Origin of the sequence: Klebsiella sp. MBT K-1 (assembly GCF_002556465.1) — a bacterium.
Lineage (GTDB): Bacteria > Pseudomonadota > Gammaproteobacteria > Enterobacterales > Enterobacteriaceae > Klebsiella > Klebsiella grimontii.
In genome coordinates, this window is the sequence record NZ_PDEL01000001.1 from 225,052 (window position 1) to 248,187 (window position 23,136).

General features: G+C 56.2%; 24 protein-coding genes. 12 read left to right on the forward strand and 12 right to left on the reverse strand.

The window, feature by feature from the left end:
• Positions 1-41: 41 nt before the first annotated feature.
• Both CMQ96_RS00995 and CMQ96_RS01000 read left to right on the forward strand, forming a co-directional pair.
• A complete protein-coding gene (locus tag CMQ96_RS00995) occupies positions 42-893 on the forward strand; it encodes a hypothetical protein (protein WP_004138533.1) in 852 nt (283 codons plus the stop codon).
• 26 nt (positions 894-919) lie between these two features.
• Complete coding sequence (locus CMQ96_RS01000; RefSeq protein ID WP_064342858.1) at positions 920-1,141, forward strand: hypothetical protein; 222 nt, start codon at positions 920-922, stop codon at positions 1,139-1,141.
• Between the two features lie 56 nt (positions 1,142-1,197).
• Here the strand turns inward: CMQ96_RS01000 and emtA are convergent, their stop codons facing one another.
• A complete protein-coding gene (emtA, locus tag CMQ96_RS01005; RefSeq protein WP_009651970.1) occupies positions 1,198-1,809 on the reverse strand; it encodes a membrane-bound lytic murein transglycosylase EmtA in 612 nt (203 codons plus the stop codon).
• Between the two features lie 95 nt (positions 1,810-1,904).
• Between emtA and ldcA the strand changes: the two genes are divergently transcribed.
• Together ldcA and CMQ96_RS01015 are read left to right on the forward strand one after the other, a co-directional pair.
• Complete coding sequence (ldcA, locus tag CMQ96_RS01010; RefSeq protein WP_049090164.1) at positions 1,905-2,819, forward strand: muramoyltetrapeptide carboxypeptidase; 915 nt, start codon at positions 1,905-1,907, stop codon at positions 2,817-2,819.
• A gap of 92 nt (positions 2,820-2,911) precedes the next feature.
• Positions 2,912-4,645, forward strand: a complete 1,734-nt coding sequence (locus tag CMQ96_RS01015; protein ID WP_024357831.1) for a potassium/proton antiporter — start codon at positions 2,912-2,914, stop codon at positions 4,643-4,645.
• A gap of 16 nt (positions 4,646-4,661) precedes the next feature.
• On the opposite strand, the gene dadX is transcribed toward CMQ96_RS01015, so the two are convergent.
• On the reverse strand, positions 4,662-5,732 hold the full coding sequence (gene dadX / locus CMQ96_RS01020) for a catabolic alanine racemase DadX (protein WP_049086310.1): 1,071 nt from the start codon (positions 5,730-5,732) through the stop codon (positions 4,662-4,664).
• A 12-nt stretch (positions 5,733-5,744) separates the two neighbouring features.
• A complete protein-coding gene (locus CMQ96_RS01025; protein ID WP_024357829.1) occupies positions 5,745-7,043 on the reverse strand; it encodes a D-amino acid dehydrogenase in 1,299 nt (432 codons plus the stop codon).
• Between the two features lie 321 nt (positions 7,044-7,364).
• Here CMQ96_RS01025 and CMQ96_RS01030 point away from each other — a divergent pair, with 321 nt between their 5' ends.
• Positions 7,365-8,897, forward strand: a complete 1,533-nt coding sequence (locus tag CMQ96_RS01030; RefSeq protein ID WP_004138526.1) for a SpoVR family protein — start codon at positions 7,365-7,367, stop codon at positions 8,895-8,897.
• A 59-nt stretch (positions 8,898-8,956) separates the two neighbouring features.
• Here the strand turns inward: CMQ96_RS01030 and fadR are convergent, their stop codons facing one another.
• The gene (fadR, locus tag CMQ96_RS01035) at positions 8,957-9,676 is read right to left on the reverse strand and encodes a fatty acid metabolism transcriptional regulator FadR (protein WP_004121962.1); all 720 of its coding nucleotides are present in this window, start codon (positions 9,674-9,676) and stop codon (positions 8,957-8,959) included.
• A 245-nt stretch (positions 9,677-9,921) separates the two neighbouring features.
• Here fadR and nhaB point away from each other — a divergent pair, with 245 nt between their 5' ends.
• The 3 genes from nhaB to CMQ96_RS01050 all read left to right on the forward strand — a co-directional run bounded on the left by nhaB (position 9,922) and on the right by CMQ96_RS01050 (position 12,598).
• On the forward strand, positions 9,922-11,475 hold the full coding sequence (nhaB, locus tag CMQ96_RS01040) for a sodium/proton antiporter NhaB (protein WP_098065810.1): 1,554 nt from the start codon (positions 9,922-9,924) through the stop codon (positions 11,473-11,475).
• A gap of 130 nt (positions 11,476-11,605) precedes the next feature.
• Positions 11,606-12,136, forward strand: coding sequence for a disulfide bond formation protein DsbB (gene dsbB, locus CMQ96_RS01045; RefSeq protein ID WP_004103253.1), 531 nt, complete (start codon positions 11,606-11,608; stop codon positions 12,134-12,136).
• 117 nt (positions 12,137-12,253) lie between these two features.
• Positions 12,254-12,598 carry a DUF1971 domain-containing protein gene (locus CMQ96_RS01050; protein WP_004138523.1) on the forward strand — a complete coding sequence of 115 codons (345 nt, stop codon included), beginning with the start codon at positions 12,254-12,256 and terminating at the stop codon, positions 12,596-12,598.
• 8 nt (positions 12,599-12,606) lie between these two features.
• Here the strand turns inward: CMQ96_RS01050 and CMQ96_RS01055 are convergent, their stop codons facing one another.
• The 3 genes from CMQ96_RS01055 to CMQ96_RS01065 form a co-directional block, all read right to left on the reverse strand.
• Complete coding sequence (locus tag CMQ96_RS01055; RefSeq protein ID WP_004121966.1) at positions 12,607-13,053, reverse strand: YcgN family cysteine cluster protein; 447 nt, start codon at positions 13,051-13,053, stop codon at positions 12,607-12,609.
• A 94-nt stretch (positions 13,054-13,147) separates the two neighbouring features.
• The gene (locus CMQ96_RS01060) at positions 13,148-13,807 is read right to left on the reverse strand and encodes a fumarylacetoacetate hydrolase family protein (RefSeq protein ID WP_098065700.1); all 660 of its coding nucleotides are present in this window, start codon (positions 13,805-13,807) and stop codon (positions 13,148-13,150) included.
• A 16-nt stretch (positions 13,808-13,823) separates the two neighbouring features.
• Complete coding sequence (locus tag CMQ96_RS01065) at positions 13,824-14,105, reverse strand: YcgL domain-containing protein (protein ID WP_004138522.1); 282 nt, start codon at positions 14,103-14,105, stop codon at positions 13,824-13,826.
• A gap of 126 nt (positions 14,106-14,231) precedes the next feature.
• Here CMQ96_RS01065 and minC point away from each other — a divergent pair, with 126 nt between their 5' ends.
• The 3 genes from minC to minE are packed head-to-tail and all read left to right on the forward strand — an operon-like array spanning position 14,232 to position 16,039.
• A complete protein-coding gene (minC, locus tag CMQ96_RS01070; protein ID WP_024357828.1) occupies positions 14,232-14,930 on the forward strand; it encodes a septum site-determining protein MinC in 699 nt (232 codons plus the stop codon).
• A 23-nt stretch (positions 14,931-14,953) separates the two neighbouring features.
• Entirely contained in the window at positions 14,954-15,766 is an 813-nt protein-coding gene (minD, locus tag CMQ96_RS01075) for a septum site-determining protein MinD (protein ID WP_004121970.1), read from the forward strand.
• A gap of 3 nt (positions 15,767-15,769) precedes the next feature.
• Positions 15,770-16,039, forward strand: coding sequence for a cell division topological specificity factor MinE (gene minE, locus CMQ96_RS01080; protein WP_002910902.1), 270 nt, complete (start codon positions 15,770-15,772; stop codon positions 16,037-16,039).
• A gap of 68 nt (positions 16,040-16,107) precedes the next feature.
• Here the strand turns inward: minE and rnd are convergent, their stop codons facing one another.
• The 5 genes from rnd to CMQ96_RS01105 all read right to left on the reverse strand — a co-directional run bounded on the left by rnd (position 16,108) and on the right by CMQ96_RS01105 (position 22,500).
• Positions 16,108-17,223, reverse strand: a complete 1,116-nt coding sequence (rnd, locus tag CMQ96_RS01085; RefSeq protein WP_162685360.1) for a ribonuclease D — start codon at positions 17,221-17,223, stop codon at positions 16,108-16,110.
• Positions 17,224-17,304: 81 nt separating this feature from the next.
• The gene (gene fadD, locus CMQ96_RS01090; protein WP_098065702.1) at positions 17,305-18,990 is read right to left on the reverse strand and encodes a long-chain-fatty-acid--CoA ligase FadD; all 1,686 of its coding nucleotides are present in this window, start codon (positions 18,988-18,990) and stop codon (positions 17,305-17,307) included.
• Positions 18,991-19,198: 208 nt separating this feature from the next.
• Positions 19,199-19,783 (reverse strand): Slp family lipoprotein, encoded by a 585-nt coding sequence (locus tag CMQ96_RS01095; RefSeq protein ID WP_024357825.1) that lies wholly within the window; start codon positions 19,781-19,783, stop codon positions 19,199-19,201.
• Positions 19,784-19,826: 43 nt separating this feature from the next.
• A complete protein-coding gene (tsaB, locus tag CMQ96_RS01100; protein ID WP_024357824.1) occupies positions 19,827-20,522 on the reverse strand; it encodes a tRNA (adenosine(37)-N6)-threonylcarbamoyltransferase complex dimerization subunit type 1 TsaB in 696 nt (231 codons plus the stop codon).
• Between the two features lie 67 nt (positions 20,523-20,589).
• Positions 20,590-22,500, reverse strand: a complete 1,911-nt coding sequence (locus CMQ96_RS01105) for an ATP-dependent DNA helicase (protein ID WP_049099800.1) — start codon at positions 22,498-22,500, stop codon at positions 20,590-20,592.
• A 132-nt stretch (positions 22,501-22,632) separates the two neighbouring features.
• Between CMQ96_RS01105 and CMQ96_RS01110 the strand changes: the two genes are divergently transcribed.
• Positions 22,633-22,977 carry a RidA family protein gene (locus CMQ96_RS01110; RefSeq protein ID WP_004113724.1) on the forward strand — a complete coding sequence of 115 codons (345 nt, stop codon included), beginning with the start codon at positions 22,633-22,635 and terminating at the stop codon, positions 22,975-22,977.
• Positions 22,978-23,136 lie beyond the last annotated feature (159 nt).

Sequence of the window (23,136 nt, forward strand, 5' to 3'; positions counted from 1 at the left end):
TCCCGGGAAACGCCTGTTATGACTGGCACAAGGAATAAAAAGTGAATGCAGTCGTCAGTTTTATCTCCGATTTACATCCATTATCCTTTATGGGCTATCACGTTTTATCCACCACGGTTATATATATCGTGGCCAATATCATTATATCGATGACTCGCCCTACTGAGAAAGGCACGCCGATACCGCCCCCCTATTCCATCCCCCCCTCATTTTTAGCCTGGCTGCATGATAAAGCGACCGGTATTATTCAGTTGGCTACGTTTAGACTATTAAGGAAAAATTACGTCACCATCATTCATTCAGCCCAGGGTATCGAGCTGCGCGCGAATCAGCAGTACGCGGAGTGTAAAATGACGTGCGTAGAAAAAATCCTCTTTAACCACTTTTCTTCACCAAAACCCGGCAACCAGAATTTACCCCTTGAACTTTACGTCGCCCAGAAAAATCACTGGTCTACGGATACCCGCTGCGCGGGCCTGATGCTAAGCCCTACGCAACAAACGTGGAACATGATATTAGTTGCCGTTCCTTCATTGTTTTTAATCGCCATATTAGGCTGGAAAACGTTATTCGCTAATAACGCTCTGCTTAATTTCAGCGTATTTAGCTGGCTTGCGATGTTTGTCGTTTCCGGTCTGTGGTGGCTGTTAATGTTACTCATCACCTTAAATGTTACCCGGCTGGACCGGGAAGGTATCTCGATTAATATTCTTCGTAGTTATGTTGATAAATTAAAGAATACTCTTGTCGCCGATAAGGAACAGATAACCGATGAAACGGCTGATTATTGCGTCGCTATCGGCAAAACCAGCCTGCTCCCCGAGCGCTATCGCGAATACCGGGAAATCATCAAATCGATAAATTATCCATTTTCTGTGCAACGGCTTGATTAACCATCGGGTGAGACGCTATAAGCAAAATGCTTCGACTGGATAACAACGATATCTCGTATAACGGCGCCCATGCCTGCATCGATTTCTTGCGAGGGGCACTGGCGCTAAATAGCGATAAAATGGATGGCGCCACGGCCATGCTCTGTCTTGCGGTAAACGGTGTCGATTCTCTCCCGGAAAGCTATCGGGAATATAAAGATTTGATTGCTCCGATAAGCTATATCTCTTCGCTTCGCACGGAGGATTAGGAATACCTGAAGAGTTTACCCCGCACAACGCCTGGTCCGCGGGGTAAAATGATGCCCTACATCGCGTCCAGCGCTTTTTGCAGCTTCCAGATATAGCGCGGCGCCTGCGGAGCCGGGTGTTTCTTCACTACATGCTCAAAGAAATCATCGGCGTCCATATCGTTAATCTCCTCGATCGCATCCTGGCGATTGGACGAGAACGTCCGCAGCAGCGCGCCTGCGCCGTTAGCATAGGAGACCACCACCGCGTAGCGCATCACCTGCGGGTCTTTAATTCCCGCCAGCGGACCGTTTTCGAGAATGCTTAAATAAGCGGCCCCCATGGATATATTACGCTCGGGATTTTTCAGCTCGCTCACCGAAGGATCTCCGCTCCAGCCCATCCGCCGGTAAACATCGCGACCGGAGGTCGAGGGTTTCAGCTGCATCAGGCCAACCGCGCCGGATTTGCTGACCACCGTCGGGTTGCCGCCGGATTCAATGGCGATGATCGCGGTAATCAGCTGCGGGTCAACGCCCCATGCAGCACCGGCTTTTTCGCTGATTGGCATCCACTGCATCGCCCGCTTAACCGGGACTTCCGGATTCCACGGCGGGTTACGATAATCGTGTTTTGAACTACAACCGGCCAACAATACACATAAAAAAACACACCATCTCAATTTCACACATCTATCCTTATTGGCTGAAGTTTGCCGCACGGAGATGACAATAAACGCTCCAGGCGGCATGATAACCCTTTCATTCTTAGCAAGGAATTGTCATGTCTCAGTTTTATCTCATCGCCCCTTCCGGTTACTGCATCAACCAGGAGGCGGCGTACCGCGGCGTACAGCGTCTGCAGGAGGCCGGGCATCAGGTCGCGCACCAGCAGGTCATTCCCCGCCGGGCGCTGCGGTTTGCCGGAACTGAGAATGAACGCCTTGGCGACATCAACCAGCTCGCCGCCCTCGACGGCAAAAACCGTATCGTGCTGGCGGTACGCGGCGGCTACGGCGCGACTCGCCTACTGCCGCACATTGACTGGCAGGCGCTGATCGCCCGCCAGCAGCAGGATCCGCTGCTTATTTGCGGCCACAGCGATTTCACCGCCGTTCAGATGGGCCTGCTGGCAAAGGGTAGCATAATCACTTTTAGCGGACCGATGCTGGCGGGAAACTTCGGCGCGGAAACGCTGAACGAATTTACTGAACACCATTTCTGGCAGGCGCTGCGCGACCCGGCGTTTACCCTCGAATGGCACGGCGAAGGCCCGGACTGCCGCGCCGACGGCACGCTGTGGGGCGGCAACCTGGCGATGCTGACCTCGCTTATCGGCACCCCGTGGATGCCGCAGATTAGCGACGGAATTCTGGTGGTGGAAGATATTAACGAACACCCGTTCCGCGTTGAACGAATGCTATTGCAGCTGCTTAACAGCGGTATTCTGGCGCGCCAGCGGGCAATTATCCTCGGCAGTTTTACCGGCGCAAACGCCAACGACTACGATGCCGGTTACGATCTGCCGATGGTATACGACTACCTTCGCCAGCAGCTTAACATTCCGGTCATCAGCGGTCTGGATTTTGGTCACGAACAGCGCACGGTCACCCTGCCGTTTGGCGCCAGAGCATTGCTGGTCAACAACGCGTCCATCACCACGTTAAGCATCAGCGGCCACCCGGTTCTGGCAGAATAAAAATTCCTCTAACGCATATCCCGATCGGCGTCAGATTGTTAAAATGGTGTAGTTTTTAATTTATCTTCACGCCGGTAAGGAGTACGTCAACATTGGACGCCGCTGCGGTCATCAGTCTGTTTATCCTGGGTTCTGTTTTAGTAACCTGTAGTATTTTATTAAGTTCCTTTTCCTCACGCCTCGGCATCCCGATCCTGGTTATCTTCCTCGCCATTGGGATGCTGGCGGGGATTGACGGTATCGGCGGCATTCCGTTTGACAATTACCCTTTCGCCTACATGGTGAGCAACCTGGCGCTGGCGGTTATCCTGCTTGACGGCGGGATGCGCACTCAGGCCAGCTCCTTTCGCGTGGCGCTGTGGCCCGCGCTGTCGCTCGCCACGGTCGGGGTGCTGATCACCTCGGCCCTGACCGGACTGATGGCGGCCTGGCTGTTTCATCTCAACCTGATTGAAGGGCTGCTGATCGGCGCTATCGTCGGCTCGACTGATGCCGCGGCGGTGTTCTCTCTGCTCGGCGGTAAAGGACTGAATGAACGCGTCGGCTCGACGCTGGAAATTGAATCCGGCAGCAACGACCCGATGGCGGTGTTCCTGACCATCACCCTTATCGAGATGATTCAGCAACATGAGACCGGCCTGAGCTGGATGTTTGCGGTGCATATCGTGCAGCAATTCGGCCTGGGTATCGCTATCGGTCTCGGCGGCGGCTATCTGCTGCTGCAGATGATTAATCGCATTGTGCTGCCGGCCGGGCTTTACCCGCTGCTGGCGCTGAGCGGCGGGATCATGATTTTTGCCGCGACCACTTCGCTGGACGGCAGCGGCATCCTCGCGGTCTACCTGTGCGGTTTCCTGCTCGGCAACCGGCCGATTCGCAACCGCCACGGTATTCTGCAAAACTTCGACGGCCTGGCGTGGCTGGCGCAGATCGCCATGTTCCTGGTGCTCGGCCTGCTGGTCACGCCGTCAGACCTGTGGCCTATCGCTATCCCGGCGCTCATTCTGTCGATGTGGATGATCTTTATCGCCCGTCCGCTGTCGGTATTTGCCGGTCTGCTGCCGTTTCGCGGCTTTAACCTGCGCGAACGGATATTTATCAGTTGGGTTGGCCTGCGCGGCGCGGTACCGATTATTCTCGCCGTATTTCCGATGATGGCCGGTCTGGACAATGCGCGGTTGTTCTTTAACGTGGCCTTCTTCGTGGTGCTGGTGTCGCTGCTGTTGCAGGGAACGTCGCTCTCCTGGGCGGCGAAGAAAGCCAAAGTGGTGGTGCCGCCGATCGGATCGCCCATCTCCCGCGTCGGGCTGGATATTCACCCGGAAAACCCGTGGGAGCAGTTCGTTTACCAGCTTAGCGCCGAAAAATGGTGCGTCGGCGCGGCGCTGCGCGACCTGCATATGCCGCCGGAAACGCGGATTGCCGCGCTGTTTCGCGACAACGTTCTGCTGCACCCTACCGGCAGCACCCGACTGCTGGAGGGCGATATTCTCTGCGTTATCGGCCGCGAGCGCGATTTACCCGCGCTGGGTAAACTGTTCAGCCAGTCGCCGCCGGTCGCGCTCGATCAGCGCTTCTTTGGTGATTTTATCCTCGACGCCAATGCCAAGTTCGCCGACGTCGCGCAGATTTACGGCATCGATGGCGGTGAGGAGTTCCGCGATCGCCAGCAGTCGCTGGGTGATGTCGTGCAGCAGCTGTTGGGCGCCGCGCCGGTCGTCGGCGACCAGGTGGAATTTGCCGGCATGGTGTGGACGGTGGCGGAAAAAGAAGAGGATCATGTCCTGAGGGTGGGCGTACGAATGGCGGGAGATGAGGCGGAGTAACCCGCCCCACGACAAGTTACACCGTCACAACCGGTACGCGCGGCGCCAGCGCGCACATTAACTCATACCCGACGGTGCCGCAGGCGGATGCGACATCGTCGATTTTAATCTCTTTGCCCCACAGCTCGACCGGCGCGCCGATCCCTGCCTGCGGGCAGGGAGTCAAATCCACCGCCAGCATATCCATCGAGATGCGCCCTACCGTCGCGGTGCGAACGCCGTCAACCAGCACCGGCGTACCGCTCGGCGCCAGACGCGGGTAACCATCGGCGTAGCCGCAGGCAACGATGCCGATGCGCCGCTCCTCCGCCGTACGCCAGGTCGCGCCGTAGCCGACCGCTTCCCCGGCTTTCAGGTTCTGCACGGCAATAATTTCGCTGCTTAACGTCATCACCGGTTTCAGTCCGGTGTTGGCCACATCCTGCCACAGGCCGGAAGGCGAAGCGCCGTACAGCACGATCCCTGGCCTCACCCAGTTAAAATGCGACTCCGGATGCCACAGGGTGGCCGCCGAATTCGCCAGCGAGCGCGGGCAATCCAGCCCTTCCGCCGCCTGCTCAATACGCCGCATCGGCTCCACGATGCCGTCCGGGTTTTCCGCTTCGGCAAAATGCGACATTAACGTCATTTCACTGACGTTATGCAGCGATCGCAGCTGCTGCCAGACGATGTGCAGACGATCCGGCATAAAACCCAGCCGATTCATCCCGCTATTCACCTTGACGTAGATATCGAGCGGCGCGTGCAGCTTCGCCTGCTGGAGCGCCTTGATTTGCCAGTTACTGTGCACGCTGGTGGTCAAACGGTACTTATCAAACAGGGCCAGCTCATCGGCGTGGAAAAAGCCTTCCAGCATCAGTATCGGCCCTTTCCAGCCCAGCTCGCGCAGCAGGATCGCCTCTTCAAGATTGAGCATCGCGAAACCGTCCGCGGCGCTAAGCGCGTTCCAGACTCTCGCCAGGCCGTGGCCATAAGCATTGGCTTTGACCACCGCCCACAGGCGCGAAGCGGGCGCCGCGCGGCGAACAATTTGTTGATTCTGGCGTAAGGCTGACATATCAATGCTGGCCTTTACAGGACGAGACATGAAAGCTCCTTGTTAATTGTGAACGCCATGCAGATGCTGAGCGCGGGCCGGCGTAAAGCCGCGACCGTAGCGGGCGACGGCAAGATCGTCATACGGGATCGCCGGCGTACGCCCGGAGATCAGGTCGCTAATCAGCTGCCCTGAACCGCAGGCCATGGTCCATCCCAGCGTACCGTGGCCGGTATTCAGCCACAGATTTTTATACGCTGTGCGGCCCACCACCGGCGTACCGTCCGGGGTCATTGGACGCAGTCCGGTCCAGAAGGTCGCCTGTTCAACGTGGCCGCCGCGCGGGAACAGATCGCGCACCACCATCTCCAGGGTTTCACGCCGCGGCTGCAGCAGTTCTTTATTAAAACCGACAATTTCCGCCATTCCGCCAACGCGAATCCGACGATCAAAGCGGGTGATGGCGATTTTGTACGTTTCATCAAGGATAGTCGATACCGGCGCGCCGTCCTCTTCCGCGATCGGAATGGTCAGCGAATAGCCTTTCAGAGGGTAGACCGGAATGTCCACCAGCCCTTTCAGCATGGCCGTCGAATAGGAACCGAATGCCATCACGTACGCGTCCGCTTTAATGATTTCAGCGCCGCACTTCACGCCGGAGATGAGATCCCCTTCATAGAGCAGTTCATCGACGGGGGTATTAAAACGGAAGGTCACGCCCGCCTGTTCCGCCATGCGGGCCAGACGGGTGGTGAAGAGCTGACAGTCGCCGGTTTCATCATTGGGTAAACGTAAACCGCCCGTCAGCTTGTGGCTCACTTCAGCCAGCGCCGGTTCAACTTCCAGCAGGCGATTCGCCTCCAGCAGTTGGTAAGGCACGCCCGCCTCCTGCAGCACCGCGATATCGCGGGTGGCGTTTTCGAACTGCTTGTCGGTGCGGAAAAGCTGCAGCGTGCCGCCCTGCCGACCTTCATATTGGATACCGGTACTCTCGCGCAGCGCCTTCAGGCAGTCGCGGCTGTACTCCGCCAGGCGCACCATGCGTCCTTTATTTTCCATATAGTGGCGAGTGTCGCAGTTGCGCAGCATCTGCCACATCCATTTCAGCTGGAACGGGGTGCCATCCAGCCCGATGGCCAGCGGCGCGTGGCGCTGGAACATCCACTTAATCGCCTTCAAGGGTACGCCCGGCGCCGCCCACGGCGCGGCATAGCCGGGAGAGATCTGCCCGGCGTTAGCGGCGCTGGTCTCTTCGGCCGGCCCCGGCTGACGATCGATAACCGTCACTTCATGTCCTGCCTGGCTTAAGTACCAGGCGCTAGCGACTCCTACTACCCCACTTCCCAGTATGACGACGCGCATAGCGGCTCCGTAATCGTTAAAGAACAATCATCTGATTACAAATTGATAACTCAGATGAAAATATTATTCAACATACGCTTTATTTATGGTGACTTATCTCACAGGGTTCTGCGCCAGCGCAGCCCCCGTCGGTTTACCATCTCCTGCTGCGCCTCATTTTTCTACAGAATAAAATTCTGTTTAAATCGTGGAATATCGCGTTTCAGATGGTGAAATCGCGAAGAAAAGAAAATGCGGATGGACGCAGTTTGCGACGCCGTGTTCTATGCTTGTTAAGAGGTTTTCCGTACAGAGAGAACCATCAACAACGAGGGCGCGCTAATGGCTACGATTGATTCCATGAACAAGGACACAACCCGTTTAAGCGATGGACCCGATTGGACTTTTGAGCTGCTGGAGACCTATCTGGCAGAAGTCGACCGGGTGGCGAAGCTGTATCGTCTTGACACCTATCCGCACCAAATCGAAGTCATTACATCCGAACAGATGATGGATGCCTACTCCAGCGTCGGGATGCCGATTAACTATCCGCACTGGTCGTTCGGTAAAAAATTCATTGAGACCGAACAGGCCTATAAGCACGGTCAACAGGGGCTGGCTTATGAAATCGTCATTAACTCCAACCCCTGTATCGCCTATTTGATGGAAGAGAACACCATCACCATGCAGGCGCTGGTCATGGCGCACGCCTGCTACGGGCATAACTCGTTTTTCAAAAATAACTACCTCTTTCGCAGCTGGACCGACGCCAGTTCAATCATCGACTATCTCATCTTCGCGCGGAAATACATCACCGAATGTGAAGAGCGCTATGGCGTAGATGAAGTCGAGAAGCTGCTCGACTCCTGCCACGCCTTGATGAACTACGGCGTTGACCGCTATAAACGTCCGCAGAAAATCTCCCTGCAGGAGGAGAAGGCGCGGCAAAAAAGCCGGGAAGAGTATCTCCAGAGTCAGGTGAATATGCTGTGGCGCACCCTGCCGAAGCGCGAAGAGGAAAAGACGATTGAAGCGGCGCGCCGCTATCCTTCAGAGCCGCAGGAAAATCTGCTCTATTTTATGGAGAAAAACGCGCCGCTGCTGGAACCCTGGCAGCGTGAAATCCTGCGTATTGTGCGCAAGGTCAGCCAGTATTTTTATCCGCAGAAGCAGACTCAGGTCATGAACGAAGGCTGGGCGACCTTCTGGCATTACACCATCCTTAATCATCTTTATGACGAAGGAAAAGTGACCGAGCGCTTTATGCTGGAGTTTCTGCACAGCCACACCAACGTGGTGTTCCAGCCGCCCTATAACAGCCAGTGGTACAGCGGCATTAACCCCTACGCGCTGGGTTTCGCCATGTTCCAGGATATTAAACGTATTTGTCAGTCGCCGACGGAAGAGGATAGATACTGGTTCCCGGATATTGCCGGTTCAGACTGGCTCGAAACGCTGCACTTCGCGATGCGCGACTTCAAAGATGAGAGCTTTATCAGCCAGTTCCTGTCGCCGAAAATCATGCGCGATTTCCGCTTCTTTACCGTGCTCGATGACGATCACAATAACTATCTGGAAATATCCGCTATTCATAATGAAGAAGGATATCGTGAGATTCGTTCGAAGCTTTCAGCGCAGTACAACCTGAGCAACCTCGAGCCGAATATTCAGGTATGGAACGTTGACCTGCGCGGCGACCGCTCGCTCACCCTGCGCTACGTTCCGCATAACCGTGTGCCGCTGGATAAAGGCCGTCGCGAGGTGCTTAAGCACGTCCACCGCCTGTGGGGGTTTGACGTTCTTCTTGAGCAGCAAAACGCCGATGGTAGCGTTGAGCTGCTGGAACGTACGCCGCCGCGGCCCAATCCGCTATAGCGCGTGAAAAGCAAAACGCCCGGTGATAGCACCGGGCGTTTTTTATTCGTTGGCGGGGTCTAGCGCATATTAATCGCCAGGTCACCCGGCAAATTCTTCTGCATACGGTGCCAAATCTCACCGCTGTCATGCCCGTAGCGGCGCACGATTTCATAAACCTGTTCATGAAGCTTTTCTTCACATACCTTCGCCAACTGGTGATAGAAGCCGAGCGCCAGGCTACGCGCTTCCGGGTTGGCAAAATAGTGACGGCCAATCCGGGTGTATAAGCCTTTCATTCCATTGAGGATCAGGCCGTAGATGGGATTACCTGAAGCAAAGGCCAGACCGCGGAAAATGTTATAATCGAGTTCGGCAAAAGCGTCGGCGTGGTCTTCAATTTCACGCGCGCTCGCCAGAACTTCCAGCGCCTTGTCAGGATGCTGGCGGAAAGCGGTACGGATAAAAATCGTCGAAATATTGGTACGTACGGACAGCAGATTATCAATCAGCTGCGGTACGCTGTCATGATCGAGACGCGCCAGGGTTTCGAGAATATTCAGGCCTGAAGTTTCCCAGAAGTTGTTCACCTTGGTAGGCTTACCGTGCTGAATGGTTAACCAGCCATCGCGCGCCAGACGCTGCAACACTTCACGTAAGGTTGTACGGGTAACACCAATCAGTTCAGAAAGTTCACGTTCAGCGGGAAGAATTGAACCAGGAGGAAAGCGGTTATTCCAGATACTTTCAATGATGTACTCTTCAGCGAAACCCGCAGGGCTTTGCGCCTTAATGACCATAATAAGATTTCCATTACACAGCGTTGCTATTCGACTCATCATACCAGAGCGGCCAAAAGGCAGATAGCGCCAGAAAGTAATTAAAAAGGGATCGCCGTTTCATTTTCAACTTTTCATTTCACACTTTCTGTTGCTAAAGAATGTGATGCGAAGAAAGTTGCGCCCCATTTTGCGCAACTGGTAATCTTGCGTATAGTTACGCATAAAATCATGTTTCAGAATTTGGCGGAGAAAGGATGTCTGTCGTGGAAATGTCGTATGGCCGCGCCCTGTGGCGCAACTTTCTTGGTCAGTCCCCGGACTGGTACAAACTCACTCTCATCATTTTCTTAATCGTTAATCCGCTGGTATTTTATCTTCATCCGTTTATTGCCGGGTGGCTGCTGGTTATCGAATTTATTTTCACCCTGGCGATGGCGCTCAAATGTTATCCGCTGCTGCCGGGCGGTCTGCTGGCGATCGAAGCGGTGTTTATCGGGATGACCACGCCCGGGCATATCCGGGCGGAAGTTGCCGCTAACCTTGAAGTCCTGCTGCTGCTGATGTTTATGGTGGCGGGGATCTATTTCATGAAGCAGCTGCTGCTGTTCATCTTCACCCGTTTGCTGCTCGGCATCCGCAGCAAGATGCTGCTGTCGCTGGCGTTTTGCGTCGCTTCCGCCTTTCTTTCCGCATTTCTTGACGCGCTGACCGTTGTCGCGGTCGTGATTAGCGTCGCCGTGGGTTTCTACGGTATTTATCACAAAGTCGCTTCGGCGCGGCCGGACGATGACGATATGCTCGACGACAGCCATATCGAGCAGCACTATCGCGATGTCCTGGAGCAGTTTCGCGGCTTCCTGCGCAGCCTGATGATGCACGCCGGGGTCGGCACCGCGCTCGGCGGCGTGATGACGATGGTTGGCGAACCGCAGAACCTGATTATCGCCAAAGCCGCGGGCTGGCACTTCGGCGAATTCTTCATGCGCATGCTGCCGGTAAGCTTGCCGGTGCTGGTCTGCGGCCTGCTCACCTGCCTGCTGCTGGAGAAATTCCGCCTGTTTGGCTACGGCGAACCGCTGCCGCCAACCGTGCGTAAAGTGCTGCAGGATTTTGACGATCGTAGCCGTCAGAGCCGCAGCCGACAGGATCGCCTGCGTCTTATCGCCCAGGGGATTATCGGCGTTTGGCTAATCATCGCCCTGGCGCTGCACCTTGCGGAAGTCGGTCTGATTGGCCTGTCGGTCATCATTCTGGCGACCACGTTTTCCGGGGTCACCGATGAACACGCCATCGGCAAAGCGTTTACCGAAGCGCTGCCGTTTACCGCGCTGCTGACGGTCTTTTTCGCCGTTGTGGCGGTGATTATCGATCAGCACCTGTTTGCGCCGGTGATCGAATTCGTTCTCCAGGCCTCGCCGCACGCCCAGCTGTCGCTGTTTTACCTGTTTAACGGCCTGCTGTCGTCGATTTCGGATAACGTCTTCGTCGGCACCGTCTATATCAACGAGGTCAAGTCCGCTCTGGAGCAGGGAAGCATCAGTTTGCCGCAGTTCGAGCTGCTGGCGGTGGCGATCAATACCGGCACCAACTTGCCATCGGTCGCCACGCCGAACGGCCAGGCCGCGTTTCTGTTCCTGCTGACTTCCGCGCTGGCTCCGCTGATTCGCCTCTCCTATGGCCGGATGGTGTGGATGGCGCTGCCGTATACCCTCGTCCTGACCCTCGTCGGCCTGGCCTGCGTCGAGTTTACCCTGATGCCGGCTACCCAGTGGATGCTGGAGCACGGTTGGCTGGTGACGCCGCAGCTGCTGAAATAAAATCATCCATGCCCGGCTCAAAACGCCGGGCATTCCATATTCGTTTACGTAATATTTTCAGACTAGCTGCTGGCGTCGCTACGGTTTTCGTTTACACTGCCATGATTTAGCATGTTCCAGGGAAATGATTATGTTGCGATATTTAAACCAGTGCTCAAGGGGACGCGGTGCCTGGCTCCTGATGGCGCTAACCGCGTTTATTCTTGAATTGGTGGCGTTATGGTTCCAGCACGTGATGCTGCTGCAGCCGTGCGTACTGTGTATTTACGAGCGCTGCGCGCTATTTGGCGTGATGGGCGCCGGTATCGTCGGCGCCATTGCGCCAAAAACCCCTCTGCGCTATGTCGCGATTGTGATTTGGCTCTACAGCGCCCTACGCGGGCTGCAGCTGTCATGGGAACACACCATGATTCAGCTTCACCCTTCCCCTTTCCAGACCTGCGATTTCGCCGCTCGTTTCCCAACGTGGCTGCCGCTGGATAAATGGCTGCCTCAGGTGTTTGTCGCTACCGGTGACTGCTCCGTACGCCAGTGGGAATTCCTGACGCTGGAAATGCCGCAGTGGCTGGTTGGCATCTTCGCCGCCTATCTGGTGGTCGGTGTCCTGGTGCTTATCGCTCAGCCGTTTAAACCTAAAAAGCGCGATCTGTTTGGTCGCTAAGAACCATTGCTGATAATGCGCTCCTCCGGGAGCGTTTTTTTTTGCCTGCGCGTTGACGTTGTTGCCATAAAGGTGCATATTAAATACATCTTATAAATGTTAACTGAGGAGCACATGATGTCTCATTTGCGTATTCCCGCTAGCTGGAAGGTAAAACGCTCCACCCCATTCTTTACCAAACAGAACGTCCCTGCCGCTCTACTGACGCACCACAACACCGCTGCGGGTGTTTTCGGCCAGCTTTGCGTGATGGAAGGCACGGTAACCTACTATGGTTTCGCCGATGAACAGGCGACAGAACCTGAGGCAAAGGTTGTTATCAACGCCGGGCAGTTCGCGACCAGCCCGCCGCAGTACTGGCACCGCATTGAGCTCAGCGACGACGCGCAGTTCAATATTAACTTTTGGGTTGCGGACGACGCCGACGGTGAAAGCGGGCTGTTCCACGCGAAGAAAAGCTAACTGAGCGCCTACTGCGCCCAGTCTGGTTTATTCAGGATATGATCCTGCCAGTCAACCACGGTGGCTTCTTTCACCGCAATATGGCGAACCGAGATGCGTTCGCCATGCATCGCCGCCTTCGAACCGGTTAACAGCGGATGCCAGTGCGGCAGCGGCTGGCCTTCCGCCAGCAGACGATAGGCGCAGGTCGGCGGCAGCCATTCAAACGTAGGCAGATTGTCGCGGGTTAGCTTAATGCAGTCCGGCTCATATTCGAAGCGGCGCTCATAGTTACGGCACTGGCAGGTTTTGATATTGAGCTGACGGCAGGCGACGTTGGTAAAATAGATTTCGTCGGTATCCTCATCCATCAGCTTATGCAGGCAGCACTGTCCGCAGCCGTCGCAAAGTGATTCCCACTCCGCATCGCTCATTTCATCCAGTGTTTTTTGTTGCCAGAAAGGTTGTTCGCTCATTGGGATGTCCGTCATTGCAATTCAGGGTGCACCTTATAACCAGTCTGGCACGCCGTTGCAAGTTTTGCCGCCCGGAGATGGCGGCAAGAGGTCGTTACAGCACGCGGGTGGTCAGCGATAAGCCGTTAAACCCCACATCCAGCTCGTCGCCGCTGGCGAGCGGCCCCACGCCTTCCGGGGTACCGGTCAGCACCACGTCACCGGCTTTCAGGGTGAAGAAGCGCGACATATAGGCGATCAGCGGCACAATTTTATGGATCATGTCGGCCGTGGTGCCATGCTGGCGCACTTCGCCGTTCACCTTCAGGCTCAGCGGCGTATTCTGCGCGTCGCCGTGAAATTCGGCGGCGGGAATAAACCCGGAAATCGGACAGGCGTTATCAAAGCCTTTCGCCTTTTCCCACGGCTGACCGGCCTTTTTCAGTTTACCCTGCAGATCGCGCAGAGTGAGGTCCAGCGCCACGCCATAGCCGGCGATGGCTTTAAGCACGTGATCTTCGGTCGCCTGACGCAGCGTGCCGCCAATCAGCACCGCCAGCTCAACTTCATGGTGCACCGAACCCAGGCCCTCAGGCAGCACCAACGGCTGGCGGATGTCGCATAGCGCCGTCTCAGGTTTAATAAACAGCACCGGCTCTTCCGGCGTCGCACTGCCCATCTCCTTAATGTGTTTTGCATAGTTGCTGCCCACGCAAACCACTTTGCTTACCGGATAATCCAGTAGCGCACCCTGCCAGTTATGATGTTGGTACATTTTTTACCTCTGTGGGTTAATCAGATTTATTCCCCTGTTCCGCCAGGTGTTTCTTGAGTAAATTTTCAGATGGCGGAGGGAGTTGAAGGTAATAGCCCTGATCGGCCAGCGCCTGCTTCACTTTATCCAAATCGGCGTGAATGAGTTTTTTTCGTCCATCAAGCGGCAGAATCATTGCCAGTTTAGGCGTACCGAAGCTATACATTAATTCATCAGGAACGCGGGAGAAATCGTCCTTTTTTTCGACATATAAATAGGTTTGCTCACGTTTAGTACTTCGATAGATCACACAAAACATAGTTTTACTCGGAATTAGACCTGCGGTCACTTGCCTCTATATATGAGTGACTATAACATGCCTTTTAGTCTTCGGAATATCACCGCACTTCAGCGAGTGATAAACAGCAAATTGAGTAAGGCCAGGATGTCAAATACGCCAATCGAACTTAAGGGCAGTAGCTTCACCTTATCTGTGGTTCATTTGCACGATGCAAATCCCGAGGTTATTCGTCAGGCGTTAGAAGACAAAATCGCCCAGGCTCCCGCCTTTTTACGTCATGCCCCCGTGGTGGTGAATATCAGCAGCATTGAAGATGACGTCGACTGGCGCCCTCTCCATGAAGCTATTGCGGCCACCGGACTGCGTATTATGGGCGTAAGCGGATGTAAACTTCCTCGGCTGAAAACCGAAATTGACCGCGCCGGGATCCCGTTATTAACCGAAGGGAAAGAAAAAACCACCCGTCAGGCCCCGCCAGCACCCGTCGCGCCGCCGCCAGTTGTTAATCAGATCACAAAAACGCGTTTGATTGATCAGCCGGTACGTTCCGGTCAGCGTATTTATGCGCCACACTGTGATCTAATTGTTACAAACCATGTGAGTGCCGGGGCTGAACTTATTGCCGATGGTAACATCCATGTATATGGCATGATGCGGGGACGTGCGCTTGCCGGCGCTGGCGGCGACAGAGACGCCCAAATATTTTGTACCAACCTCTCGGCGGAACTGGTTTCCATCGCCGGGGAATACTGGCTGAGTGATAACATTCCGGCCGAATTTTATGGCAAAGCGGCGCGTCTACGTTTAGACGACAGCGCTTTGACGATTCAATCGTTGAATTAATCCCTTTTTAACAAGGAATTTCTATGGCACGCATTATTGTTGTGACTTCGGGTAAAGGAGGCGTTGGCAAGACCACCTCCAGCGCGGCCATCGCTACTGGTTTGGCCCAGAAGGGAAAGAAAACGGTCGTTATCGACTTCGACATCGGCCTGCGTAACCTTGACCTGATCATGGGCTGTGAACGCCGGGTCGTTTATGACTTCGTCAACGTCATCCAGGGCGATGCCACGCTGAACCAGGCGCTTATCAAAGACAAGCGCACGGAGAACCTCTATATCCTCCCGGCCTCCCAGACGCGTGACAAAGACGCCCTGACCCGCGAAGGCGTAGACAAAGTTCTCGAAGAACTGAAAAAGATGGATTTTGATTTTATCGTCTGTGACTCCCCTGCAGGCATCGAAACCGGTGCGCTGATGGCGTTATACTTCGCTGATGAAGCCATCATCACCACTAACCCGGAAGTCTCCTCCGTTCGCGACTCCGACCGTATCCTCGGCATCCTGGCCTCTAAATCCCGCCGTGCGGAAAAAGGTGAAGATCCGATTAAAGAGCATCTGCTGCTGACCCGCTATAACCCAGGCCGCGTCAACAAAGGCGACATGCTGAGCATGGAAGACGTGCTGGAAATTCTGCGCATCAATCTGGTGGGCGTGATTCCGGAAGATCAGTCCGTGCTGCGCGCGTCTAACCAGGGCGAACCGGTTATTCTGGATGATACCTCGGACGCGGGCAAAGCCTATGCCGATACCGTTGAACGTCTGCTCGGAGAAGAACGTCCTTTCCGCTTCGTAGAAGAAGAGAAGAAAGGTTTCCTCAAACGCCTGTTCGGAGGATAAATTATGGCATTACTCGACTTTTTTCTCTCGCGGAAAAAGAACACGGCCAACATTGCGAAAGAGCGCCTGCAAATCATCGTCGCGGAGCGCCGTCGCGGCGACGCGGAGCCGCACTATCTTCCGCAGCTGCGTAAAGACATTCTTGAAGTGATTTGCAAATATGTGCAAATCGACCCGGAAATGGTCAGCGTGCAGCTTGAGCAGAGAGACGGTGATATTTCGATTCTGGAGCTGAACGTGACCCTGCCGGAAACTGAAGAGTCGAAATCCTGAGCCTGAAGGTATAAAAAAAACCGGCGTCGCGATGCGAAGCCGGTTTTTGTTACTTTGCAGACCAAACGTTAGCGCGGGTATTCGCTTAATAGCGCATTCAGGCGATCGGCCATCAATGCGCCTCGCCAGCCGGATACCAGCTCAGGCTGCCCGTTGCCGCTTTTTAATCCCCAGTGCCAGTTCAGCAGCTGGTTAATCTGCCTTCTTGAGGCCAGCAGCTCGGCGCTGACGCCTTTCTCGGCGCTCACGGTCTGCACAAGCGCTTTAATATCTTTAAACAGCTTGCGGTAGCCCGGCATATCGATCAGATTCTGCAGCGGCTCAGGCAGCGCCTCTTCCGGCAGCGCCTGCGCTTTCTCGACGAGGCCGATCAGCGTCTTGCCGTGGAAACGAATTTCGCTGCCCGACAGTCCCAGGCTATCAAGTTCACCCAGGCTGGTGGGCATATAGCGCGCCACGTTCCACAAATGTTCTTCGCGAATGACAAAGTTGACGGCCAGGTCGCGCTCGCGCGCTTTACGCAAACGCCAGTCCGCCAGCAGCTGCAGGCAGCCCAGCTGGCGAGTGCGCAGCTGCCAGGCGTTACCGATATCGCGCCACGCCTCGGCAGGATCCTGCACCTCCTGGCGGCGCTGCTGCATCAGCTGACACTCATCCAGCGCAGCGGAGAGCCAGCCTGCGCTGTCGGTTTCAGCCATCAGCTTTCCGGCAATCGGCAGCAGGTACCAGACATCGGCGGCGGCATAAATGCACTGGCGTTCGGTTAGCGGACGCGCCAGCCAGTCGGTACGGGATTCACTTTTATCCAGCGCCACACCGGTAAACTCTTCCACCATCGACGCAAAGCCCCAGGACATCGGGCGACCGCAAAAGGCGGCCAGAATTTGCGTATCGATCAGCGGCTGCGGCATCAGATGAAAGGCATTAAGGAATACTTCCAAATCCTCGCTACCGGCGTGCAGAAATTTGGTCACGTCTTTATTCAGCAGCAGTTCGCGCATCGGTTGCCAGTCGGTGATGACCAGCGGGTCGATCAGCGAAACCTGGGTGCCGTCGAACAGCTGGAGCAAACCGAGCTGCGGGTAGTAGGTGCGAGTACGGACAAACTCCGTATCCAGCGCAATGGCGGAAACCGCGCTTGCCGCGTCACAGACGGCGCGCAGGCCATCGTTGGTGGTGATCATCTGATAGTTCAAATCATACTCTCTTAACTTGCGCCCATAAAAAACGCCGGCTTAGCCGGCGTCTGGCGATTCACTCTTAGCTCAGGCTTTATTGTCTACTTTAGCGCGGGCTTCGTCACGCAGTTCTCGACGTAAAATTTTCCCAACGTTGGATTTCGGCAGCTCATCGCGAAACTCAACGTGCTTCGGAACCTTGTAGCCGGTTAGCTGGCGACGGCAAAAGGTAATCAGCATCTCTTCCGTCAGCGTCGGGTCTTTCTTGACCACGAAAATTTTCACCGCTTCACCGCTGCTGCCGGACGGCACGCCGACCGCGGCCACTTCCTGAACCCCGGCGTGCTGCATCACCACATCTTCGATTTCATTCGGATAGACGTTGAAGCCCGAGACAAGAATCATATCTTTTTTGCGGTCGACGATGCGCAGGAAGCCCTCTTCATCCATCACCGCGATGTCGCCAGTATGCAGCCAGCCGTCCTTAATAATTTCCGCGGTGGCATCAGGACGCTGCCAGTATCCCAGCATCACCTGCGGCCCTTTCACGCACAGCTCCCCCGGCTCCCCCGGCGGTACTTCATTATCGTCGTCATCCACCAGCTTCGCTTCGGTGGAGGGCACCGGCAGGCCGATGCTGCCGCTATGATAATCAATATCGTGCGGGTTGACGCTCACCAGCGGCGCGCACTCGGTCAGGCCATAGCCTTCCAGCAGATACTGCCCGGTCAGCTTAACCCAGCGTTCGGCCACCACCTGCTGCACCGGCATGCCGCCGCCGGCGGAGAGATGCAGGGAGGAGAAGTCGAGCTGCTGAAACTCTTGGTTATTGAGCAGCGCGTTAAACAGGGTGTTGACCCCGGTCATCGCGGTGAAGGGATATTTCGCCAGCTCTTTGACCAGGCCTGGAATATCGCGCGGGTTGGTGATCAGCAGATTCTGCCCGCCCAGCTCGATAAACAGCAGGCAGTTCATGGTCAGCGCAAAAATGTGGTACAGCGGGAGCGCGGTAACGACCAACTCTTTGCCGCGATGCAGCAGCGGCCCGTAGGTGCCGTTGACCTGCTCAAGGTTCGCCAGCATATTGCGATGCGTCAGCATCGCTCCCTTCGCCACGCCGGTTGTTCCGCCGGTGTACTGGAGAAAAGCGAGATCCTGAGGGACGATTTCCGGCTTGATGTACTGCATACGGTAGCCGTGCTGCAGCGCGCTGCGAAACGAGATGGCGTCCGGCAGATGGTATTTTGGCACCAGCCGTTTGATGTACTTCACCACAAAGTTAACCACGGTGCCTTTCGCCGGGGAAAGCTGATCGCCCATACGGGTTAAAATCACGTGCTTAACCTGGGTTTTATCAACCACCTTTTCCAGGGTATGCGCGAAGTTGGAGACAATCACGATGGCGGCGGCGCCGCTGTCGTTGAGCTGGTGCTCCAGCTCGCGCGGGGTGTAGAGCGGATTGACGTTCACCACGATCATCCCCGCGCGCAAGATACCAAACAGCGCTACCGGATATTGCAGCAGATTCGGCATCATCAGGGCGACGCGGTCGCCTTTTTGCAGACCCAAACCTTCCTGAAGGTAAGCGGCAAACGCCCGGCTGCGCTCCTCCAGCTTACGGTAGGTCATCACCTCGCCCATATTGATAAATGCCGGTTGGTCGGCATAGCGGCGGACGGCATGTTCAAACAGTTCAACCAGGGATTGATAGCGGTCAGGGTTTATCTCCGCAGGAACGTCCGCGGGATAACGGTTTAGCCAAACCTTTTTCACTGCATCACCTCTGAAATAGTTATTCGTCGTCATCACAGCCCCTGATCAACAAACATTCTGTTAACATTATATTAACTCAGCGTACCAGTTTATTAATTAGGCGTTGTACAGGTTGCGAAGCGCGTCACTATTTATTTTTCTTATTTGACTGAAAACGAAGAAACAGCGGACCAGCCGCTGTTTCTTTTTGCTTACAATAGCTACAAAATCATTCAGTTACGACGTTTCTAACTTCGGCAGGGCCCGGGTTATACCAGCCCCAGCCGCCGTAACCGTAGCCCCACGGGCGCGGGCCGAACATCCACGGGTCCATCATTGGCTGCGGGGGCATCACCACCTGCTGCACAACGTTCCAGCGCTTGTAGCCGATGGCATTCATCAACATGAATTTATACGGCGTATTCCCCACTTTGCCGTCGACGACGCCGACGATCGGGCCAACCACGGTGACCAGCTGCCCGCGAAAATCCACCGGGTCGATAAAGCCGTTTACGTCGGCAAAAATACGCCCGCGCGACGGTTCGCCCAGCGCCGGACGCGCGGCGCCGTCGAGCGGAACGGTGGCAATTTCCAGGCGGGTTTTACCCTGCTGGTTCTGTACGCTAACCACCTTGCCGCCAAAACGCGCTTCCTGACCGACATACAGCTGCGGCGCGTTCATTACCCGGACTAGATCCTGCTGCGGCGTCGGGGTGGTGCCCTTTATGGCATCCGGCACCGAAGCGCACCCGCTCAGCGCAGCAACGACTGCCGCCGCGACTAACCAACGCACTACCCTTTTTTGACCCGCCATGACGCGACTCCTTCCTTCTTCTCAGACATATAGTTACTGAGATTCACTCGCGGCCAGGAAGTTTCTTCCACGCCACTTCATTACGTAAATAAACCGGTTCAGCGTGTTCGACGGCCACGGTTTTTCCCGCCGTCAGCAGATAGCAGGCCAGCGGCAGCATATCCTGCGCTTCTGGCAGCTGAATGTCGCCATCGACGAGCGTTAAACCACAGCCGTTAGCCAGATCGGGCCACGCCTGCCAGCCGGTGCCAACGGTGGCCCACTCGCCTTCCAGCCGCTGAAGCCGCTCGCGAACCGCTTCCGGCTTCAGCACCGCCTCGCTCTCTTCGCCGTGCCAGACGCCCTGCTCATCGCGCTGATATTCCGCCCAGTAGACCTCGCCCATTCTGGCGTCGATGGCCGCCAGCACGCGGGTTGCGCCGGTTTTGCGCCACGCGCCCTGCGCCATGGTTGCCAACGTGGACACACCGATCATCGGCAGCTCGGCCCCCAGCGCCAGCCCCTGGGCGATACCGATACCGATACGCACGCCGGTGAAGCTCCCCGGCCCGCGGCCAAAGGCCAGCGCGTCAAGGTCGGTTAATTGCGTGCCACTCTCATTGAGGACCTCCTGCACCAGGGGCAGGATACGTTGGGTATGTTCACGGGGGCAGATTTCAAAATGAGCACTGAGGGTGCCATCATTCCACAGCGCCGCGGAGCAGGCCTCCGTGGCGGTATCGATAGCTAAAATTCGCATGGGTTGTCGCGCTCTCGCTCTAGCAGATTGACAAAATGGCGCGCAGCTTACCACATTTTGCGCCGGATTACCTCGCCGGCGGCACCGCAAGAAAGCGTACCGCCCGGCGGATGTCGCGCGTGCGCGGCGCGGGCGGCAGGCTGGCGAGGAAGGTCGCGCCGTAGGGACGCATCACCAAACGGTTGTCGCAGATAACCAGTACCCCACGATCGGTAACATCGCGGATCAGACGCCCCACGCCCTGTTTAAGAGTAATCACCGCGTCCGGCAGCTGCACCTCATCAAAGGGATCGCCGCCGCGCAGACGGCAATCTTCCATCCGCGCTTTGAGTAGCGGATCTTCCGGCGAGGTGAACGGCAGTTTGTCGATAATCACCAGCGAGAGGGCATCGCCGCGCACGTCCACGCCTTCCCAGAAGCTGCTGGTCGCCACCAGCAGCGCATTCCCGGCGCTGACGAACTGCTGTAAAAGCTGGCCTTTACTGGTTTCCCCCTGCAGCAACACCGGCAGGGTCATGGTGGCGCGGAACTGCTCCGCCAGATCGCGCATCATGGCGTGGGAAGTGCACAGCATAAAGCAGCGCCCGTCGTTAGCCTCAATCAGCGGTTTGAGCATCGCCGCCAGATGCCGCGCCGCGCCGGGCTGGTTGGGTAACGGCAAATTACGCGGCACGCACAGCAGCGCCTGATGGGCGTAATCAAAGGGGCTGGGCAGCAGCAGCGTTTGCGCTTCACCGATGCCCAGGCGATCGGTGAAATGATGTAAATCGTCATTGACCGAGAGCGTGGCCGAGGTAAAGATCCAGCTCCCCGATTTTTGCGCCATCACCTCTTTAAATTTATCCGCCACCGTCAGCGGGGTCAGCGCCAGGGTGAAGGTGCGGGAAGTACACTCATACCAGTAGCTAAATCCCGGCTGGCTGGTCTCTTTCAGCCGCTTCAGGCGGCCACGATAAAGGGTTGCCCGCTCAAAGGCGGCATCAAGCAGCGCCGAGCGGCCCAGCGACAGCTTTGCCACGTCGTAACAGAGTTCGAGCGCATCATCAAGCAGCAGCAGCGCGCGCTGAATGTTGTGGTCAGCCAGCAGCTCTCGCAGGTTGCCGCGATAGCCCGGTTCCCCCAGCTGCAGGCGAAAATCCTGCGCGCTCTGGGCCAGCCGGTCGGCGCACTTCTGCAGCTGCTGAGTGTCTTTGAGCTCGGTACGATAAGCAATAGTAATGTCTTTTGCCAGGTCCAGCAGCTGGCGGCTGGAGAGCGATTGTCCAAAGTACTGGCTGGCGATGTCCGGTAGCTGATGCGCTTCGTCGAAGATCATCACTTCCGCTTCGGGGATCAGCTCGGCAAAGCCGCTCTCTTTGACCACCATATCGGCGAGGAACAGATGATGGTTGACGACGACCACGTCGGCATCCATCGCCTTTTTCCGCGCCTTCACCACAAAACAGTCTTTATATAACGGGCAGTCGCTGCCGAGGCAGTTGTCGTTGGTGCTGGTGACCAGCGGCCAGGCCTGGGAATCTTCGGCGACGCTAACGCAGGTGCTGATATCGCCATCGACGGTTTGATTAGACCATGAACGCAGCAGAATAACGTCGCTGAGGGTTTGTACCGGCAGGTCTCCCCCGGCAAGGGCCTGCTGCTCCAGACGCTCAAGGCACAGGTAGTTCGACCGCCCTTTCAGCAGGGCCAGCTTACCGGTGTACTTCAGCGCTTTGGCGACGGTAGGCAAATCGCGACTGTAGAGCTGATCCTGTAGCGCTTTCGAGCCGGTGGAGATAATGACTTTTTTGTTGGCGCGCAGCGCAGGCGCCAGATAAGCGTAGGTTTTCCCGGTCCCGGTACCCGCTTCAACCACCAGCGGACGGGTTTCTTCAATCGCGCTGGCGACGGCGAAAGCCATCTGGCGCTGCGGCTCGCGTGGTTTAAATCCCGCAATCGCGCTGGCCAGCTGGCCGTCTGCTGCAAAATCGTCGATCACATTACCCCCTGGTTATTTGGACAGTGATTATGTCAGGGTGGAGGGGTTTTCGCCAGTGCGGGTAGTGACGCAGGTGCAACATTGTGGCAGTCTTGCCGCAGCTTAATGAACCGGAACAAAGAGGAAATAAACATGACCATTACGCGTATTGATGCCGAAGCCCGCTGGTCTGATGTGGTGATTCACAACCAGACGCTGTACTACACCGGCGTGCCGTCCAACCTGGATGCCGACGCCTGCGCGCAAACCGCCGATACCCTGGCGCAGATTGACGCGGTGCTGGAGAAACAGGGCAGCAGCAAGTCGCGTATTCTTGATGCGACGATTTTCCTTGCCGACGGCGCAGATTTTGCAGCGATGAACCAGGCCTGGGATGCATGGGTCGTCGCCGGTCATGCCCCGGTACGCTGTACGGTACAGGCGAAGCTGATGAATCCGAAATACAAAGTCGAGATTAAAATCATCGCCGCAGTGTAAGACAGCCGTGGCCCCGTAGCCCGGGCAAGCGTAGCGCCGCCCGGGAAGACAAAGCCTCAATCCCTGCGCATTCCCCGGATAGCGGCGTAAACGCCTTATCTGGACTACATATCAGCCAGGCCGGCCAGGCGCAGCGCCGTCGGGAGGCAAGAAGCATTG

What these genes read in the sequence shown, in the direction of transcription:
- CMQ96_RS01000 (WP_064342858.1), top strand. Translation starts at nt 920, where the DNA reads ATGCTTCGACTGGATAACAACGATATCTCGTATAACGGCGCCCATGCC.
- ldcA (WP_049090164.1), top strand. Translation starts at nt 1,905, where the DNA reads ATGTCTCAGTTTTATCTCATCGCCCCTTCCGGTTACTGCATCAACCAG.
- dadX (WP_049086310.1), bottom strand. Translation starts at nt 5,732, where the DNA reads ATGTCTCGTCCTGTAAAGGCCAGCATTGATATGTCAGCCTTACGCCAG.
- CMQ96_RS01025 (WP_024357829.1), bottom strand. Translation starts at nt 7,043, where the DNA reads ATGCGCGTCGTCATACTGGGAAGTGGGGTAGTAGGAGTCGCTAGCGCC.
- CMQ96_RS01030 (WP_004138526.1), top strand. Translation starts at nt 7,365, where the DNA reads ATGGCTACGATTGATTCCATGAACAAGGACACAACCCGTTTAAGCGAT.
- fadR (WP_004121962.1), bottom strand. Translation starts at nt 9,676, where the DNA reads ATGGTCATTAAGGCGCAAAGCCCTGCGGGTTTCGCTGAAGAGTACATC.
- dsbB (WP_004103253.1), top strand. Translation starts at nt 11,606, where the DNA reads ATGTTGCGATATTTAAACCAGTGCTCAAGGGGACGCGGTGCCTGGCTC.
- CMQ96_RS01050 (WP_004138523.1), top strand. Translation starts at nt 12,254, where the DNA reads ATGTCTCATTTGCGTATTCCCGCTAGCTGGAAGGTAAAACGCTCCACC.
- CMQ96_RS01055 (WP_004121966.1), bottom strand. Translation starts at nt 13,053, where the DNA reads ATGAGCGAACAACCTTTCTGGCAACAAAAAACACTGGATGAAATGAGC.
- CMQ96_RS01060 (WP_098065700.1), bottom strand. Translation starts at nt 13,807, where the DNA reads ATGTACCAACATCATAACTGGCAGGGTGCGCTACTGGATTATCCGGTA.
- CMQ96_RS01065 (WP_004138522.1), bottom strand. Translation starts at nt 14,105, where the DNA reads ATGTTTTGTGTGATCTATCGAAGTACTAAACGTGAGCAAACCTATTTA.
- minC (WP_024357828.1), top strand. Translation starts at nt 14,232, where the DNA reads ATGTCAAATACGCCAATCGAACTTAAGGGCAGTAGCTTCACCTTATCT.
- minD (WP_004121970.1), top strand. Translation starts at nt 14,954, where the DNA reads ATGGCACGCATTATTGTTGTGACTTCGGGTAAAGGAGGCGTTGGCAAG.
- minE (WP_002910902.1), top strand. Translation starts at nt 15,770, where the DNA reads ATGGCATTACTCGACTTTTTTCTCTCGCGGAAAAAGAACACGGCCAAC.
- rnd (WP_162685360.1), bottom strand. Translation starts at nt 17,223, where the DNA reads ATGATCACCACCAACGATGGCCTGCGCGCCGTCTGTGACGCGGCAAGC.
- CMQ96_RS01095 (WP_024357825.1), bottom strand. Translation starts at nt 19,783, where the DNA reads ATGGCGGGTCAAAAAAGGGTAGTGCGTTGGTTAGTCGCGGCGGCAGTC.
- tsaB (WP_024357824.1), bottom strand. Translation starts at nt 20,522, where the DNA reads ATGCGAATTTTAGCTATCGATACCGCCACGGAGGCCTGCTCCGCGGCG.
- CMQ96_RS01110 (WP_004113724.1), top strand. Translation starts at nt 22,633, where the DNA reads ATGACCATTACGCGTATTGATGCCGAAGCCCGCTGGTCTGATGTGGTG.